We start from the raw sequence: 15,433 nt of genomic DNA on the forward strand, positions 1-15,433 counted from the left end.
CGCCCCGGATGGCCGCCGACCAGGCGCGACGGCGAGACTGGGGGCATGAGCGATCCGGTGCAGCTGCGGGTGGCACTCGCCCAGGTCGACACCCGCGTCGGCGACCTGGCGGGCAACGCCGAGCTGGTGACGACGTGGACGGCGAAGGCGGTCGAGGACGGCGCCCACCTCGTCGTCTTCCCCGAGATGACGCTGACCGGGTACCCGCCCGAGGACCTCGTGCTGCGGGAGTCGTTCGCCCGGGCCAGCGAGCAGGCGCTGGTCGACCTCGCGGCGGACCTGGAGCGGCGCGGCCTCGGCGGCGCCGCCGTCGTCGTCGGCTACCTGGCGCACACCGAGGGCACCGGCCCGGCGCCGGTCGACACCCCGCCCACCGACGAGGACGACCACCCCTCCGACGCCAACCCGCGCCGCGGCGCCCCGCGCAACGCCGCCGCGCTGCTGCACGGCGGCGAGGTCGTGGCCCGCTACTACAAGCGGCACCTGCCCAACTACGGCGTCTTCGACGAGGACCGCTACTTCGTGCCCGGCAACGAGCTGCACGTCGTCCGGCTGCACGGCGTCGACGTCGCGCTGGTCATCTGCGAGGACCTCTGGGTGGAGGGCGGCCCGTGCGGCGTCGCCGGGCAGGCCGGGGTCGACCTGGTCGTCTCCCCCAACGCCTCGCCGTACGAGCGGGCCAAGGACGACGCCCGGCTGCCGCTGGTGCGCCGGCGGGCCGCCGAGGCGCGCGCGCCGATCGTCTACTGCAACCAGGTGGGCGGCCAGGACGAGCTGGTCTTCGACGGCGACTCGATGGTCGTGCTGGCCGACGGCGAGCTGCTGGCCCGGGCGCCGCAGTTCGTCGAGCACCTGATGACCGCCGACCTCACCCTCGACCGGGCGGCGGTGGGCGAGCGCCGCGACGGCCGGATCGGCCCGATGACCGTGCACCGGCACGTGGTCTCCGAGGAGCCGGTCGAGCCCTTCGCCGCGCGGCCCTGCACGGTGGCGCGGCCGCTGTCGGACTGCGAGGAGGTCTGGCGGGCGCTGGTGCTGGGCCTGCGGGACTTCATCGACAAGAACGGCCTGCCGTCGGTGGTGCTCGGGCTGTCGGGCGGCATCGACTCGGCGCTGGTCGCCACGCTCGCCGTCGACGCGCTCGGGGCCGACCGCGTGCACGGCGTCGGGCTGCCGTCGAAGTGGTCCAGCGAGCACTCGCTGTCCGACGCCGAGGACCTCGCCGAGCGGCTGGGCCTGCACTACTCGGTGGTGCCGATCGCGCCGATCGTGGACGCCTTCGAGGGCCAGGTGGAGCTCACCGGCGTGGCGGCGGAGAACCTGCAGGCCCGGGTGCGCGGCACGCTGCTGATGGGCCTGTCCAACCAGCACGGCCACCTGCTGCTGGCCACGAGCAACAAGAGCGAGGTCGCGGTCGGCTACTCCACGCTCTACGGCGACGCGGCCGGCGGGTTCGCGCCGATCAAGGACGTGCCCAAGACGCTGGTGTGGGAGCTGGCCCGCTGGCGCAACGCCGCCGCCCGCGACCGCGGCGAGACCGAGCCGATCCCGCAGAACTCGATCGACAAGCCGCCGTCGGCGGAGCTGGCGCCCGGGCAGAAGGACTCCGACTCGCTGCCCTCCTACGAGGAGCTGGACGCGGTGGTGGCCGACTACGTCGACCGCGACCTCGGCATGGCCGAGCTGCTCGAGCGCGGGCACGACCCCGAGGTGGTGGCGCGGGTCCTCCGGCTGGTGGACATCGCCGAGTTCAAGCGCCGGCAGTCGGCGCCGGGAACGAAGATCTCGCTGAAGGCGTTCGGCCGGGATCGGCGTCTGCCGATCACCAACCGCTGGCGGGAGAGCCTGCCCAGCGTCCGCGAAGGAGCGGCATCGCACTCATGACCGAGAGCGTTCTCTACGGCGGGCAGTCCACCGCCCGCGTGCGCATCCACCACCTGCAGCAGGCCAAGGAGCGCGGCGAGAAGTGGGCGATGCTCACCGCCTACGACACCAACAGCGCCGCGGTGTTCGAGGAGGCCGGCATCCCGGTGATGCTGGTCGGCGACTCCGGCGGCAACGTTGTCCTGGGGCACTCGTCGACCGTGCCGGTGACCGTCGACGACATCCTGCTGATGACCAAGGCGGTCACCCGCTCAACGAAGCGGTCGCTGATCGTCGCCGACCTGCCCTTCGGCAGCTACGAGGCCTCGCCGCAGCAGGCGTTCGAGAACGCGGTGCGGCTGATGAAGGAGGGCGGCGCGCAGGCGGTCAAGCTCGAGGGCGGGGTGCGCGTCGCACCGCAGATCGAGCTGCTGGCGGCCAACGGCGTCCCGGTGATGGCGCACATCGGCTTCACGCCGCAGAGCGAGCACGCCCTCGGCGGCTTCCGGGTGCAGGGCCGCGGGGCGGGCGCGGAGCAGCTGCTGGCCGACGCGCACGCGGTGCAGGAGGCCGGCGCGTTCGCCGTCGTCCTGGAGATGGTGCCCGCCGCGCTCGCCGGGCAGGTGACCAAGGAGCTGGCCATCCCGACCATCGGCATCGGCGCCGGAGCCGACTGCGACGCGCAGGTGCTGGTCTGGCCCGACATGGCCGGCCTCACCGGCGGCCGGGTGCCGCGGTTCGTGAAGAGGTACGCCGACCTGCGCGCCGAGCTGCTGCGCGCGGCGCAGGAGTACGCGGCCGAGGTCCGCAACGGCACGTTCCCCGCTCCGGAGCACTCCTTCGACTGACTGCCCCCAGCCCGCTCGTCGGGGGACCCTCCGGCCCCGCTCCTCGGGGCACGGGCTTGAAAGCGGGGCCTCCCCGGGCCAGGGTTGCGGCTCATGCGCGTCCTCGTCGTCGCCTCGCCGCTGCCGGGTCACGTGCTGCCGCTGGTCCCGCTGGCCGCCGCGCTGCGCGACGCCGGGCACGAGGTCGTGCTCGCGACCGCCGCCGACGGCCTGGGGGCCGCCCCGGCGGGGCTGGCCGCGGAGGACGTCGCGCCGGGGCTGCGGATCGGGCCGCTGTTCCTGCGCGCGCTCTCCCGGCACCCGCGGCTGATGCGCGAGGAGATGGCCGGCCGCGCCGGCACCCGGGCGGTGCGGATCCTGTTCGGGGCGGTCGGCGAGCGCATGGCCGACGGCGTCGCCGAGCTGGCCCGGCGGTTCGGCCCCGACCTCGTCGTCCACGAGCCCCTGGCGCCCGCGGGGGCGGAGGCCGCGGCCCGGCAGCGGGTGCCGGCCGTGCTGGTGGAGGGAAACCTGTTCGACGCCGAGGAGCTGTTCGCCGCGGTGCTCGCCGACTACGTCCCGCGGCGGGGCGCGGCGGCGTTCCCGACGCCGGCGGAGGTGCTGGTCACCGCGCCGGCCAGCCTGGTGGGCCCGCGCCGCGGGCGGCCGATGCGCTTCGTGGCCGCGACCCCCGAGCGCCCGTTCCCCGAGGAGTTCACCCGCCCCGGCGCGCGGCCGCGGGTGCTGGTCAGCCGCAGCACGGTGGCCGACCCGCGCCGCGACCGGCTGATGATGGCGGTCGCCGCGGCGGCGGCCGGGACCGATCTGGACGTCGTCCTGGTGCGGCCCGACCGCTGGGTGGCGCGGAAGGAGCTGGCGCCCAACGTGCGGACGACGGACTGGCTCCCGTTCCCCGCCGTGCTGCCCGCCGCCGCCGGGATCGTCCACCACGGCGGCGCCGGCACGCTGCTCACCGCGCTGGCCGCCGGGGTGCCGCAGCTGGTCGTCCGCGGCGCCGGCGACCGCCGGGTCAACGCCGACCTGGTCGCCGCCCGCGGCGCCGGCCTCGCCGCCGACCTGCCGGACCTCTCCCCCGCCCTGCTCGAGCGGCTGGTCGCCGACGCCGCGCTCACCGCCGCGGCCCGCGAGGTCGCCGCGGAGATCGCGGCTATGCCGCCCCCGGCCGAGCTCGTGCCGGTGCTGGAGACCGCCGCCGCGCGCGTGCGCGGCTGAGCGCGAGCCCGTACCCGAGCGCGTTCAGGCCCGCCGCCACCGCGTACATGCCGACCTGCACCGCGGTGCTGCGCACGTCGAGCCCGAGCGGGGCGAACAGGTAGTGGCCCAGGAAGCCGCCCTCGTACGCCGGCGCGCCGGCCGCGGCCCGCAGGTCGAGCTCCCACACGGTCAGCGGGCAGGGCGCACCGGCCAGGTTCACCGCGAGGATGATCGCGGCCACCGGCGCGTGCAGGAGCAGCAGCCGCGGCCGGCGCGCCGCCAGCAGCGCGCCGGTGAGCATGAACAGCACCGCGGCGCCGTGCAGCACCGCCACCGCCACCGCGCCGGCCAGGAGCACGTCGTCAGTCTGCCCCGGATCGCAGCTGCCGCGTGAGCACCCGCGGGGCCTCGACCAGCGACGGCCCGTACCAGGTGAGGTGCCGGCCGCTGACGAACGCCGGCCGGGCCCGCGGCCACGCCTCGGGACCGTCGTCGGGCCCGAACGCGTACGGCTCGTCGGGGAGGACGACGAGGTCGGCGTCGACGGCGGCCACCTCGGCCGGGGTGAGCCGCGGGTACCGGTCGGCGTGCCGGGCGAAGACGTTGACCACGCCGAGCCGGGCCAGCACGTCGCCGGCGAAGGTGTCGCGGCCCAGCACCATCCACGGCCGCCGCCAGATCGGGACGACGGCGCGCACCGGCGGCAGCGACGGCGGTGGGCGCCACGCCGCGCGGGCCGCCCGCAGCCACGGCGGGTCGGGGTGGCCGAGGGCGGCGCAGAGCCGGCGGAGCGAGTCCAGCGCCCCGTCGACCGTCGCCGGCGCGGTGAGCCGGACCGGCACGCCGGCGGCCCGCAGCGCCGCGACGTCCTCGTCGCGGTTCTCCTCGGCGTTGGCCACGACCAGGTCGGGGCGCAGGGCCAGGACGCGGTCGACGTCGGGCCACCTGGTGCCGCCGACCCGGGCCACCTCCAGGCCGGCCGGGTGGGTGCACCAGTCGGTGGCGCCCACGAGCAGCCCGGGCGCGGTCGCCGCGATCGCCTCCGTCAGCGACGGGACCAGCGACACGACGCGCCGCGGCGGGGGGCCGGGACGGGCCGTCCCGCGGTCGTCGCGGAGCTCGCGGTCAGCCCGCGGCGGCATCGACGTCGTCGTGCGCCGGGACCACCTCGGGCAGCGGGTGGAGCCGGACGTCGCCGTCGCGCAGGGCGTCGCGGAAGCCCTCGACGTCGGGGTAGACGGTGCTGCGCCGCCGGTTGAGCGCGGTGAGGTGCTCGCGGATCTTCCGCTTCATGCGGGCGGGCACCACGACCGCGCAGAACGGCAACCGGCCCGGCCGGCCCGCCGCGCGCTCCCCGGGCGCGACCAGGCTCGCCAGCTTCTCCCGGCCCGGCGGCTCGGCGGACGGCAGCGGCAGGCCGTCGATGCCGGCCGGGGCGGGCCCCAGGGGCGCCGCCCCGGCGAGGAACAGGCCCTCCTGCGCCTGCAGCCGGGCGGTCCGCAGGGTCGGGCGGACCAGGAACGGCGACCCGGTCTTCGCCGACACGGCGAGCGCGTGGCGCAGCGACCACTCGAGCGGCCGCGCCCGGTCGTGCGGATCGGTCGTGCCGTACGCCGGGAGGTCGGTGACGTCGAAGGCGAACAGCACCCCCGCCTCGTCGCCCCCCTCGCAGGCGAACCACAGCGCCGTCATCGGGTTGTCGGTGACGTCGAGCAGCCGCGTGGGCACCCCGTGCTGGTGCAGGTGGGCGAGCAGGGCGAGGTCGGAGGCGTGCTGGCCGAGCTCCGGGGCCAGGCCCCACGCGCGGGCCTCCCGCAGGATCGCCACCTCCCGCTGCCGCAGCTCGAGCTCGGTGGGCAGCGGCTCGGACTCGTCGATGATCAGGCCGCGCAGCAGCCCCGACCGGATCCGGTGGGAGCGGTCGCCGCACCCCCGCCAGACGTAGCGCCGGCCGGGCGCCAGCGTGACGATCCGGGTGATCGCGCGGAACACCTGCTCCTGCGTCGTGACGGCGAGCCCCCAGCCGCTGCTGGTCCACCGCGGGTCGGCCTGGTCCGCCACGCTCCCCGAACACCCCCTCGTCGCCGACGCCGCCTCCCGGCGTCCGCGCTCGAGTCTGCGGCCGGGGTCGGACAACTTCCGCGCCGGCGGCGACGACCGGTGGGCCGAGCGCCGTCGGGGATCAGCCGGCGGGGGCGTCGCTGCGGATCGCGGAGACGTCGAACTCGATCTGGATCCGGTCGCTGACCAGCACCCCGCCGGTGTCGAGGGCGGTGTTCCAGGTCAGCCCCCAGTCGCTGCGCTTGATCGCCACCGCGCCCTCGAACCCGACGCGGAGGTTGCCCCACGGGTCCAGCGCGGAGCCGGTGAGCGCGAAGTCCACCGAGACCGGCCGGGTGACGTCCTTGATCGTCAGGTTCCCGGTGACCCGGTACAGGTCGTCGTCGATCTCCTCGACGGCGGTCGACTCGAAGGTGATCTCCGGGTAGCGCTCGACGTCGAGGAAGTCGGGCGAGCGCAGGTGGGCGTCGCGGTCGGCCACGCCGGTGTCGATGGTCGCCGTCCGGATGCGCAGGGCCACCGCGCTGGCCGCCGGGTTCTCGTAGTCGAGGTGCGCGGCGCCCTCGAAGTCGGAGAACGAGCCGCGGACCGTCGTGACCATGGCGTGCCGGGCCCGGATGCCGATCCGGGTGTGCTGCACGTCGACGACGTAGTCCCCGGTGACGTCGGGGACGGCGCTGGTCGGCGCCTCGAAGTCGCTCGCGTCGCTGTCCGGTGCCCGGTGTCTGCCCACCGTCGTCCCCCACTCCCCCAGATCCGTCCCCCGCGGCCCCCATCGTTCCCGATGACGCGGGGGACGGCACCGGTGGGGAGGTCAGCGGGGCTGGAGCACGAAGTCGTAGCGCGCCTCGTACCAGGGACGGTCGATGGTGCCGCCGTCGGGCGTCCCCCCCGGCGCGCGCTCCTCGTACTTCACCACGAGCTCGGCCTTGACGCCGAAGACGACGTCGCTGTCGAGGTAGTCGGCGCCCTCCTGGAACAGGTGGGTGATCAGCGGCTCGTAGCCGGGCACGTTGAGCAGGAAGTGCACGTGCGCGGGCCGGAAGTGGCTGATCTCGGTGCGCTGGATCAGCTCGCCCACCGGGCCGTCCATCGGGATCGTGTAGCCCAGCGGCGCCACCGTGCGCACGCAGTAGCTGCCGTCCTCGCGGCTGGTGTACTTCGCGCGCAGCCGGGCCTCGTCCACGTCGGCGTGCTGCGACTCGTAGAGCCCCTCGTTGTCGGCCTGCCAGATGTCGAGGACGGCGCCCGGCACCGGGTCGCCCTCGAGGTCGCGCACCACGCCGTGCACGTACAGCGGCGTGCCGGGCAGCCCCTGCGACATGTCCTCGCCGAAGCCGAGCTCCGGGGAGCCCTCGATGTGGAACGGGCCCAGCACGGTGGCCGGCGTGGCCCGCGGGTCGAGCCGGTGGTTCATCTGGACGACGAGCATCGACAGCCCGAGGACGTCGGAGGCGAGGATGAACTCCTCCCGCTTCTCGTCGCTGATCTGCCCGGTGCGGGTGAGCCACTGGATCGCGGCCATCCACTCGGCCTCGGTCAGCCGCACCTCGCGGGCGAAGGCGTGCAGGTGGCGCACGAGCGCGGACATGAGCTCCGCCGTCCGCGGGTCGTGCGCGGTGCCCCAGCGCTGGGCGGCCAGGTCGGTGATGTTGTCCTCGGTGACGAGCTGCACTGCGTGCCTCCACTGGCTCCTAGGGGATGAGGACGAACCGGACACCGGCGTCGCCGGCGGCCTGACGGTGCCAGGCCGCGGCCACGTCGGACAGGGGGAGCGTCTCGGCGGCGACGGTCAGCCGGCCGGCCGCGGCGTGGGTGGTGACGGCGGTCAGCGCCTCGCGGCGCTGCTCGACGGTGATGCCGTTGTTCGTGTAGCCCAGGACGCTGATCGTCCTCGACCGCAGCACCGAGGACGAGAACTCGGCCGTGTCGCCCATGGCGCCGCCGATGTTGACCAGCCGCCCGCAGGGGGCGAGCACGCGGGCCGCGGCCGTGGCCGCCGGCCCGAACACCGGGTCGACGACGACGTCGACGGTGCCGTCGAGCGCCGCGGTCAGCCGCTCGGTCAGCTCGTCGGGATCGGCGGCGAGCCGCACGACCTCCTGCGCGCCGGCTCGCCGGGCCCGCTCCTCGGCGGCGTCGTCGCGGACGACGGCGACCACCCGCGCCGCCCCGAGCGCCCGGGCCGCGCCGAGCGCCGCCTGGCCCACGGCGCCACCGCCACCGAGCACGAGCACGCGCTCGCCCGGTTCCAGCTGCGCCCGCCAGGTGAGCGCCATCCAGGCGGCCACCCCGGAGAGCCCCACCGCGGCGGCGAGCTCGTCCGGGACGCCGGGCGGCAGCGGGACGAGATCCTCCTCCGGGACCAGCGCGCGCTCCGCGAGGCTGCCGTCGCGGGGCACCCTGCCGGCGGCGGTGACGAAGAAGACCCGCGTGCCCGGGGCGTGCACGGCCGAACGCTCCACCACGCCCACGCCCTGGTCCCCCGGCACGTACGGCAGCGGCGGCGGGCCGAAGTACGACCTGCCGCTGGCGCAGAGCAGGTCGAGCGGCACCACCGGCGCCGCGGTGACGCGGACGAGGGCCTGGCCCGGGCCCTCCGCGGGGTCGGGGTGCTCGCCGAAGGCGGGCGGCTCCCCGTGCCGGCTCAGGACGGCTGCGCGCACGGTGGACCTCCTCCTCTCAGGTCGCGATGTCGGGGTACGGCAGCGAGATGTGCTCCATGGCCTTCGCGTAGGCCTTCTGGTACTCCAGCGGGCCGTGGTCGCGCTCGAACATCGCGATGAACAGCGTGAGCGTGAGGAACGGGTGCGCGCCCATCTGGAACAGCGCGACGTGGTCGTGCTCGGCCAGCGCCCGCCGCTCGTCGTCGGTGAACTCCAGCCAGGTGCTCTGCTCGGGGCCGGTGCAGTTGAGGATGCGGTTGGCCATCTCGGCCTCCCACCACCGCACGGTGCCGGCGGGGTCCTCGCGGTAGCGCTCGACCAGGTCGGCGTCGCGGTCGACGGTGTAGAGGAACTTGTCGAGCAGGTACTTGCTCACCGGGCCACCTCCGACGGGACCCCGTTCGGGTACCAGGTGAAGTAGGCCTCCATGGTGTGGAACAGGTCCAGGGTGTCGACGTGGTCGGCCTTCTGCCCCTCGCCGGCGACGCCCATCATCAGCATGAAGTCCATGAAGCCGTGGGTGGCGTTGCCCGGGGCGTGCAGACTGTCCAGCGTCACCTCGGCCAGGCAGCCGTCGATGTCGCCGGAGGCGATCCACTCCACGGCCCTGCGGTCGAACTCCGGGTCGGGCCCGTGCTCGCCGAACTGGCGGGGGCCGCCCAGCTCCAGCGACAGGTGACCGGTGCCGATGATCGCCACCCGCTTGTCGCTCTCCCAGGACTCGACCATCTCCCGGATCGCCCGGCCCAGCTGGACGAAGCGCCGCGGCTGGGGCAGCGGCGGGGCGAAGATGTTCGTGTAGACCGGCACGATCGGCAGGTCGGCCTGCGGGCGCAGCGTGATGATCGGGCACGTGATGCTGTGGTCGATCCGCAGCTCGTTGGAGAACGCCAGGTCGAAGTCGCGGTCGAGGCCGTCGCGCAGCAGGTGGGCGGCCAGGTCCTCCTCGCCGCGCAGCTTCATCCGCGGCAGGCCGAACTCGCGCTCTTCGTTGTACCAGTTGGCGTCGAACCAGGGCGCCTTGCCGATCAGGAACTGCGGCATGTTGTCCAGCCACAGCTGGTGGAAGTGGTCGCTGCCCACCATCACCAGGACGTCGGGCTCGGCCGCCGTGAGCGTCTCGCGGAAGCGCTCGATCTTGGCCACCCACTCGTCAGCGAACGGTGGGCGGTCGGCGCCGGTCGAGGTGCTCGCCCGGTAGTAGAAGGGGTGGTGGGTGGACGCGATCACCGCGGCCACTTCAGCCATCTCGGCCTCCGTCTCCATCGATGCTGTCCGGAACGTACGGGTCGGGGGCCACCGAGCGGTTGTTCAGGTCCACCGACAGGAAGATCTGGTCGGCCACCGGGTGGCGCAGCTCCTCGGCGAGCTGCCCGATGAGCCCCGCGGTGCGGGCCAGCAGGGCGAACCCGCGCAGCAGCTCCAGCGGCAGGCCGAGGTCGGCCAGCGCCGCCCCGCAGACGCCGGCGCCGTTGAGCGGCAGCGTCCTGCCCAGCACCCGCGGGTGCACCCGGCCGATCGCGGCGAACAGCGTCAGGTGCGGGCCGACCAGGCCCTCCTCGGCCGCGATCTCGAACAGCCGCGGGGTGCGCGGGTCGCCCTCCTTGTGCACGTGGTGGCCCAGCCCCGGCACGAACCGCTTCGCGGCCCGCTGGGCGGTGACCGTCTCCAGCGCGAGGGCGTCCCAGCCGGCGTCGTCGGTGGGCAGGTCGCCGTCCACCCCGGTGAGGACGTCGTGCAGGAACCGGCCGCAGTCCTCGGTGACGCCGAGGAAGCGGGAGCCGCCGCCGAGCAGCCCGGCGGCCAGCGCCCCCTGCACCGAGTCGGGCGCCGACAGGTGGGTCAGCCGGGTGACGATCGCCGTCGGCGTGAACCCGTGGTCGGCCAGCGCGGCCAGCACCGCCTCGAACACGCGCGTCTCGCCCGGCGAGGGCCGGCGCTGCGTGGCCAGCCAGAAGGCCAGCTCGCCGAAGCCCACCTTCCCCATGACGTCGTCGGCGAGGTCGTGCCCGAGCAGCGTGATGCGGTGCAGGCTCGAGGCGCCCAGCGCGGTCGGGTAGACCGGCGGCTCGTCAGCGGGCACGGCCGTCCCCCAGCCACGCGCGGATCTCCGCGCCGTGCTCGTCGACCGACGGCGGCGGCAGCCGGTAGTCGGGCGGGGTGTCGGAGAACCGGATCGGGTTGCGCACCGAGGGCACGGCGGCGTCGCCCTCGCCCACGGTGACCACCGGCTCCAGCCCGACCTCCTCGGCGAAGGCGACGCCCTGGTCGACGGTGTTGATCGGCCCGCAGGGCACGCCGGCGGCGATGATCTCGCGGAACCACTCCAGCTTGCCCCGGGTGCGCAGCCGCTCGACGAGCAGCGGGCGCAGCGCGTCGCGGTTGGCGGTGCGGTCCTCGTTGTGCGCGAAGCGCGGGTCGTCGACCAGCTCGGGCACGCCGAGCACCTCGCACAGCTTGCGGAACTGGCCGTCGTTGCCCGCGGTGACGATCAGCTCGCCGTCGGCGCAGGGCAGCGGCTCGTAGGGGAACAGGCTGGGGTGGCTGTTGCCCATCCGGAACGGGACGACGCCGCCGGCGACGAACGCGCTGGTCTGGTTGACCAGCCCCGAGAGCGCGCTGGCCAGGAGGTTGACCTGCACGTGCTGCCCGCGGCCGGTCTCGTGCCGCCGGTTGAGCGCCGCGAGGACGCCGATGGTGGCGTGCAGGCCGGCCATGACGTCGAAGACGGCGACACCGGCCCGGTACGGCTCGCCGTCCGGGTCGCCGGTGAGGCTCATCAGGCCGGAGATGGCCTGCACGATCAGGTCGTAGCCGGGCAGCTCCGCGCCGCCGGGCTGGCTGCCGAAGCCGGTGATCGAGGCGTAGACGACGCCCGGGTTGGTCGCGGCCACGGTGCCGTAGTCCAGGCCGAAGCGGGCCAGGCCGCCGGGCTTGAAGTTCTCCACCAGGACGTCGGCCCGCCGGGCGAGCTCCTGCGCCACCGCGACGTCGCCGGGGTCCTTGAGGTCGAGGGCGATCGAGCGCTTGTTGCGGTTGACGCCCAGGTAGTACGTCGAGACGCCCTGCCCGTCGACCTCGCGCACCGGCGGCTGCCAGGTGCGGGTGTCGTCGCCGCGCGGACCCTCGACCTTGACCACCTCGGCGCCGAGGTCGGCCAGCAGCATCGTCGAGTACGGGCCGGCCAGGATGCGGGAGAAGTCGGCGACGAGCAGGCCGGCCAGCGGGCCGCCCGGCCGCGGGCCCGGGGGTGCGGAGGTCATCGGTCGGTGCGCGCCTTCCCTCGTCGTCCGCGATGCGGACATGCGTCCGCTTTCGGCGGCAGTCTTCGACGCCCGCTCGACGGTGTCAAGCGAGCCCCGGCCGTTCCCGTGTCGCCGCTGGTCCGGGGCCATTCTGCCGCATCCGGGGGCTTGACATGTGCCGACCGTCACACCAGGGTGGCGGCGAGGACTGCCGACCGTACAGCGGACAGGCGTCCGACGAAGACGACGTCGTCGAGGAGGCCCAGCATGAGCCCGTCCGAACCCGCCGCCCTGGTGTTCCGGGGTGGCACCGTCCTGACCATGGACGCGTCCTGCAGCGTCCTCGACCGGGCCGACGTCCTGGTGGTGGGCGACCGCATCGAGGCGGTCGGGCCCGACCTGCAGGTGCCCGAGGGCACGCGGGAGATCGACGCGAGCGGCGGCATCGTGATGCCGGGCATGATCGACACCCACCGGCACATGTGGCAGACCGCGATGCGCGGCTACGGCGCCGACTGGACCCTCACCCAGTACTTCGTCTGGTACTACCTCGAGCACGGCAAGAAGTTCCGGCCCGAGGACATCGCGGCGGGCAACCGGCTGGCGGCCATCGAGTCCCTCGACGCGGGCGTGACCACCACCGTCGACTGGTCGCACAACCTCCAGTCGGTCGACCACGCCGAGGCCGCCCTGGAGGCGCTGCGCTCGGTGCCCGGCCGGTTCGTGCTGGCCTACGGCAACATCCAGGCCGGCCCGTGGGAGTGGACCGCCGACCCGGCCGTGCGCTCGTTCCTCGAGCGGCTGCGCGACGAGCGCGACGACCTGATGGGCGTGCAGATCGCGTTCGACGTCACCGGCGACCCCGCGTTCCCCGAGAAGGCGGCGTTCGAGGTGGCCCGGGAGCTCGGGCTGCCGGTGACCACGCACGCCGGGGTGTGGGGCGCCACCAGCGACACCGGCATCCAGCAGATGTACGACGGCGGCTTCATGACGCCGGAGACCACCTACGTGCACGCGGCCACGCTGACCCGCGACTCCTACCAGCGCATCGCCGCCACCGGCGGGTCGATCTCGATCGCCACCGAGTCCGAGTGCAGCGCCGGGCAGGGCCACGCGCCCACCGAGCAGGTGCTGCAGTACGGCATCCCGGTGTCGCTGTCGATGGACACCAGCGTCTGGTGGAGCGGCGACATGTTCTCGGCGATGCGCTCCACGCTCAACGCCGACCGCATGTCCGAGCACCTCGAGGCCCACCTCAAGGGCGAGACGATCACCCACCTGCGGCTGCGGGCCAAGCAGGTGGTCGAGTGGTGCACCCGGGGCGGCGCGCACACCATCGGCCGCGACGCCGACCTGGGCAGCCTCGAGGCCGGCAAGAAGGCCGACGTCGTCCTGCTCAAGAACGACGACTCGCCGGTGTCCTTCCCGCTGCTCAACCCGCTGGGGCACGTGGCCTTCCAGGCGCAGCGCGGTGACGTGCACACCGTCGTGGTGGGCGGCCGGGTGGTGAAGGAGGACCACCGGCTGGTCGGGATCGACCTCGCGGCCGTGCGCACGGAGGTCGAGAACACGATCGACTACCTCAAGGCGGAGTGCGGCGAGGAGGTCTGGCAGGCCGGGATGTTCCCGCAGATGCCGGAGGCCGAGCAGTCGATCCTCGAGAACCCGTACCAGTACAGCGACTTCAAGGACGAGTCGAAGCGGGCCGGCGGCGAGGAGCGGGTGCTGGGCCGGTGACCGGGGGGACGACACGGACCCGGGTCGCCGTCGTCGGCGGCGGCCCGGTCGGCCTCACCACCTCGGTGCTGCTCAGCCGGCTGGGGGTCGAGCACGTCCTGCTCGAGCGCCACCCGGGGACGTCGATCCACCCCAAGGCGATCGGGCTCAACCAGCGCACGATCGAGGTCTTCCGGCACCTCGGCATCGAGGACGAGGTCCGGGCGCACGCCGCGCCGCCGGAGACCGTCGGCCGCACCGGCTGGTACACCTCGTTCGCCGGGCCGACGCCGCTGCACGGGCGGCGGATCGCCGTCCGCGACGCCTGGGGCGGTGGGGCCTACCGGGAGGAGTACGCGGCGGCGAGCCCGAGCGGGTACGCGATGCTGCCGCAGATCCGGCTGGAGCCGCTGCTGCGCCGGGCCGCGGAGGCCCACCCGCAGGCCGACGTCCGGTTCGGCTGCACGGTCACCGGGCTGTCGGACCCCCACGGCGACACCGTCGACGTCTCGTTCGAGACCGCCGACGGCGCCACCGGCACGGTGACGGCCGACTACGTCGTGGCCGCCGACGGCGGCCGCACCGTGGGCGGGCTCCTCGGCATCGGCGACACCGGGCCGACCAACCTGCTCGACATGGTCAGCGCGCACTTCTCGGCCGACCTGACCCCGCACCTGGTCGACGACGGCAACCTCATCCACTGGTTCGTCAACCCCGACCACGCCGGCTCGATCGGCAGCGGCTACCTCTACCACCTCGGGCCGTGGGACGAGCAGGGCCGGTCGGAGGAGTGGGTGTTCGCCTGCGCCTTCCTGCCCACCGACCCGGCGCGGTTCGACGACGCGGACATGCGGGCGCGCATCAACCGCTCGCTGGGGCTGCCCGACCTCGAGGTGGAGCTGCACTCGGTCAGCCACTGGTACATCCGCTCGGTGGTCGCCGACCGGTTCCGGGCCGGCCGGGTGTTCCTGGTCGGCGACGCCGCCCACCGCATCCCGCCGTGGGGCGCGCTGGGCCTGAACACCGGCGTCCAGGACGCGCACAACCTGGCCTGGAAGCTCGCCGCGGCGCTGGCCGACCCGGCGCTCGCCCCGCTGCTGCACTCGTACGAGACCGAGCGGCGACCGGTCGCGCTGACGGTGGCGGCGAACTCGCTGGCCAACTTCCAGAACCACGGCGGCGTCGTCGACGTGGCGCTGGGCCTCGACCCGGCCGCTCCGCCGGCCGAGGGCTGGGCGGCGCTGGAGCGGCTGTTCTCCGACGGGCCGGAGGGGGAGGCGGCGCGGGCGTCGGTGGACGCGGCCATGGCCGTGCTGGACAAGGAGTTCCACGCCCACGGGGCGGAGCTGGGGTTCTACTACAGCGCGGGCGCGGTGCTGCGGGAGGAGGGCTCGCCGGGGGACTGCGTGCCCGACGACCTGCTCGTCCACCGGCCGACGTCGGCGCCCGGGCACCACCTGCCGCACGCCTGGGTGGAGACCGCCGACGGCCGCCGCTCCACGCTGGACCTGGTGCGCCCGGGGCGGTGGCTGCTCGTCGTCGACGAGGCGGCGGACGCCTGGCGGGCGGCGGTGGCGGGGGGCTCGGCGCTGGCCGGGTTCGTCGACGTCGTCGACGTCGGGCCGGGCGTGGAGCGCACCGTGCGCAGCGACGCGGCGTGGACGGCGGCGCGCGAGGTCGGCCCGGGCGGGGCCCTGCTGGTCCGGCCCGACACGATCGTGGCCTGGCGCAGCGCCGACCTGCCGGCCGACCCGGCCGCCGTGCTGGCCGACGTGCTCGACCGGCTGACCGCCGCGCCGGAGCCGGCGCCCGCCGGCGGCTGAGCGGCGGGAGGAGGGGC

At 74.8% G+C, this 15,433-nt stretch carries 15 protein-coding genes; 5 read left to right on the top strand and 10 right to left on the bottom strand.

Translation table 11 applies throughout. From position 1 onward, the window contains the following. Positions 1–45 precede the first annotated feature (45 nt). From ACI78S_RS19630 to ACI78S_RS19640, 3 genes are all read left to right on the top strand, one after another. A complete protein-coding gene (locus ACI78S_RS19630) occupies positions 46–1,884 on the top strand; it encodes an NAD+ synthase (RefSeq protein ID WP_456976445.1) in 1,839 nt (612 codons plus the stop codon). Then, the gene (panB, locus tag ACI78S_RS19635) at positions 1,881–2,711 is read left to right on the top strand and encodes a 3-methyl-2-oxobutanoate hydroxymethyltransferase (RefSeq protein ID WP_456976447.1); all 831 of its coding nucleotides are present in this window, start codon (positions 1,881–1,883) and stop codon (positions 2,709–2,711) included. The genes ACI78S_RS19630 and panB overlap by 4 nt, the downstream gene beginning before the upstream one ends. 93 nt (positions 2,712–2,804) lie before the next feature. Beyond that, the gene (locus ACI78S_RS19640; RefSeq protein ID WP_456976449.1) at positions 2,805–3,923 is read left to right on the top strand and encodes a nucleotide disphospho-sugar-binding domain-containing protein; all 1,119 of its coding nucleotides are present in this window, start codon (positions 2,805–2,807) and stop codon (positions 3,921–3,923) included. Here the strand turns inward: ACI78S_RS19640 and ACI78S_RS19645 are convergent. From ACI78S_RS19645 to ACI78S_RS19690, 10 genes are all read right to left on the bottom strand, one after another. Then, complete coding sequence (locus tag ACI78S_RS19645; RefSeq protein ID WP_456976451.1) at positions 3,859–4,263, bottom strand: DUF2784 domain-containing protein; 405 nt, start codon at positions 4,261–4,263, stop codon at positions 3,859–3,861. The two genes, ACI78S_RS19640 and ACI78S_RS19645, sit on opposite strands and share 65 nt — an antisense overlap. 4 nt (positions 4,264–4,267) lie before the next feature. Further along, the gene (locus tag ACI78S_RS19650; protein ID WP_456976453.1) at positions 4,268–5,047 is read right to left on the bottom strand and encodes a helical backbone metal receptor; all 780 of its coding nucleotides are present in this window, start codon (positions 5,045–5,047) and stop codon (positions 4,268–4,270) included. Further along, on the bottom strand, positions 5,031–5,966 hold the full coding sequence (locus ACI78S_RS19655; RefSeq protein ID WP_456976455.1) for an FRG domain-containing protein: 936 nt from the start codon (positions 5,964–5,966) through the stop codon (positions 5,031–5,033). Before ACI78S_RS19655 ends, ACI78S_RS19650 begins: the two co-directional genes overlap by 17 nt. Before the next feature lie 121 nt (positions 5,967–6,087). After that, on the bottom strand, positions 6,088–6,699 hold the full coding sequence (locus ACI78S_RS19660; RefSeq protein ID WP_456976457.1) for a YceI family protein: 612 nt from the start codon (positions 6,697–6,699) through the stop codon (positions 6,088–6,090). 81 nt (positions 6,700–6,780) lie between these two features. Then, complete coding sequence (locus tag ACI78S_RS19665; protein WP_456976459.1) at positions 6,781–7,641, bottom strand: dioxygenase family protein; 861 nt, start codon at positions 7,639–7,641, stop codon at positions 6,781–6,783. Positions 7,642–7,660: 19 nt separating this feature from the next. Further along, entirely contained in the window at positions 7,661–8,632 is a 972-nt protein-coding gene (locus ACI78S_RS19670; RefSeq protein WP_456976461.1) for a quinone oxidoreductase family protein, read from the bottom strand. Between the two features lie 16 nt (positions 8,633–8,648). Beyond that, the gene (locus ACI78S_RS19675) at positions 8,649–9,008 is read right to left on the bottom strand and encodes a hypothetical protein (RefSeq protein ID WP_456976463.1); all 360 of its coding nucleotides are present in this window, start codon (positions 9,006–9,008) and stop codon (positions 8,649–8,651) included. Beyond that, positions 9,005–9,880, bottom strand: a complete 876-nt coding sequence (locus ACI78S_RS19680) for a DODA-type extradiol aromatic ring-opening family dioxygenase (protein ID WP_456976465.1) — start codon at positions 9,878–9,880, stop codon at positions 9,005–9,007. Before ACI78S_RS19680 ends, ACI78S_RS19675 begins: the two co-directional genes overlap by 4 nt. Further along, on the bottom strand, positions 9,873–10,715 hold the full coding sequence (locus ACI78S_RS19685) for a citryl-CoA lyase (RefSeq protein ID WP_456976467.1): 843 nt from the start codon (positions 10,713–10,715) through the stop codon (positions 9,873–9,875). The genes ACI78S_RS19680 and ACI78S_RS19685 overlap by 8 nt, the downstream gene beginning before the upstream one ends. After that, entirely contained in the window at positions 10,705–11,895 is a 1,191-nt protein-coding gene (locus ACI78S_RS19690; protein ID WP_456976469.1) for a CaiB/BaiF CoA transferase family protein, read from the bottom strand. Before ACI78S_RS19690 ends, ACI78S_RS19685 begins: the two co-directional genes overlap by 11 nt. 249 nt (positions 11,896–12,144) lie before the next feature. Between ACI78S_RS19690 and ACI78S_RS19695 the strand changes: the two genes are divergently transcribed. Together ACI78S_RS19695 and ACI78S_RS19700 are read left to right on the top strand one after the other, a co-directional pair. Further along, positions 12,145–13,614, top strand: a complete 1,470-nt coding sequence (locus ACI78S_RS19695; RefSeq protein ID WP_456976471.1) for an amidohydrolase family protein — start codon at positions 12,145–12,147, stop codon at positions 13,612–13,614. Further along, a complete protein-coding gene (locus ACI78S_RS19700) occupies positions 13,611–15,416 on the top strand; it encodes an FAD-dependent monooxygenase (protein WP_456976473.1) in 1,806 nt (601 codons plus the stop codon). Before ACI78S_RS19695 ends, ACI78S_RS19700 begins: the two co-directional genes overlap by 4 nt. Positions 15,417–15,433: the final 17 nt, after the last annotated feature.

The organism is Geodermatophilus sp. SYSU D00815 (genome assembly GCF_054050035.1).

Bases quoted from the DNA above. Each gene is read 5' to 3' on its own strand.
- ACI78S_RS19640 (WP_456976449.1), top strand. From the start codon at position 2,805: ATGCGCGTCCTCGTCGTCGCCTCGCCGCTGCCGGGTCACGTGCTGCCG.
- ACI78S_RS19690 (WP_456976469.1), bottom strand. From the start codon at position 11,895: ATGACCTCCGCACCCCCGGGCCCGCGGCCGGGCGGCCCGCTGGCCGGC.
- ACI78S_RS19650 (WP_456976453.1), bottom strand. From the start codon at position 5,047: ATGCCGCCGCGGGCTGACCGCGAGCTCCGCGACGACCGCGGGACGGCC.
- ACI78S_RS19630 (WP_456976445.1), top strand. From the start codon at position 46: ATGAGCGATCCGGTGCAGCTGCGGGTGGCACTCGCCCAGGTCGACACC.
- panB (WP_456976447.1), top strand. From the start codon at position 1,881: ATGACCGAGAGCGTTCTCTACGGCGGGCAGTCCACCGCCCGCGTGCGC.
- ACI78S_RS19695 (WP_456976471.1), top strand. From the start codon at position 12,145: ATGAGCCCGTCCGAACCCGCCGCCCTGGTGTTCCGGGGTGGCACCGTC.
- ACI78S_RS19680 (WP_456976465.1), bottom strand. From the start codon at position 9,880: ATGGCTGAAGTGGCCGCGGTGATCGCGTCCACCCACCACCCCTTCTAC.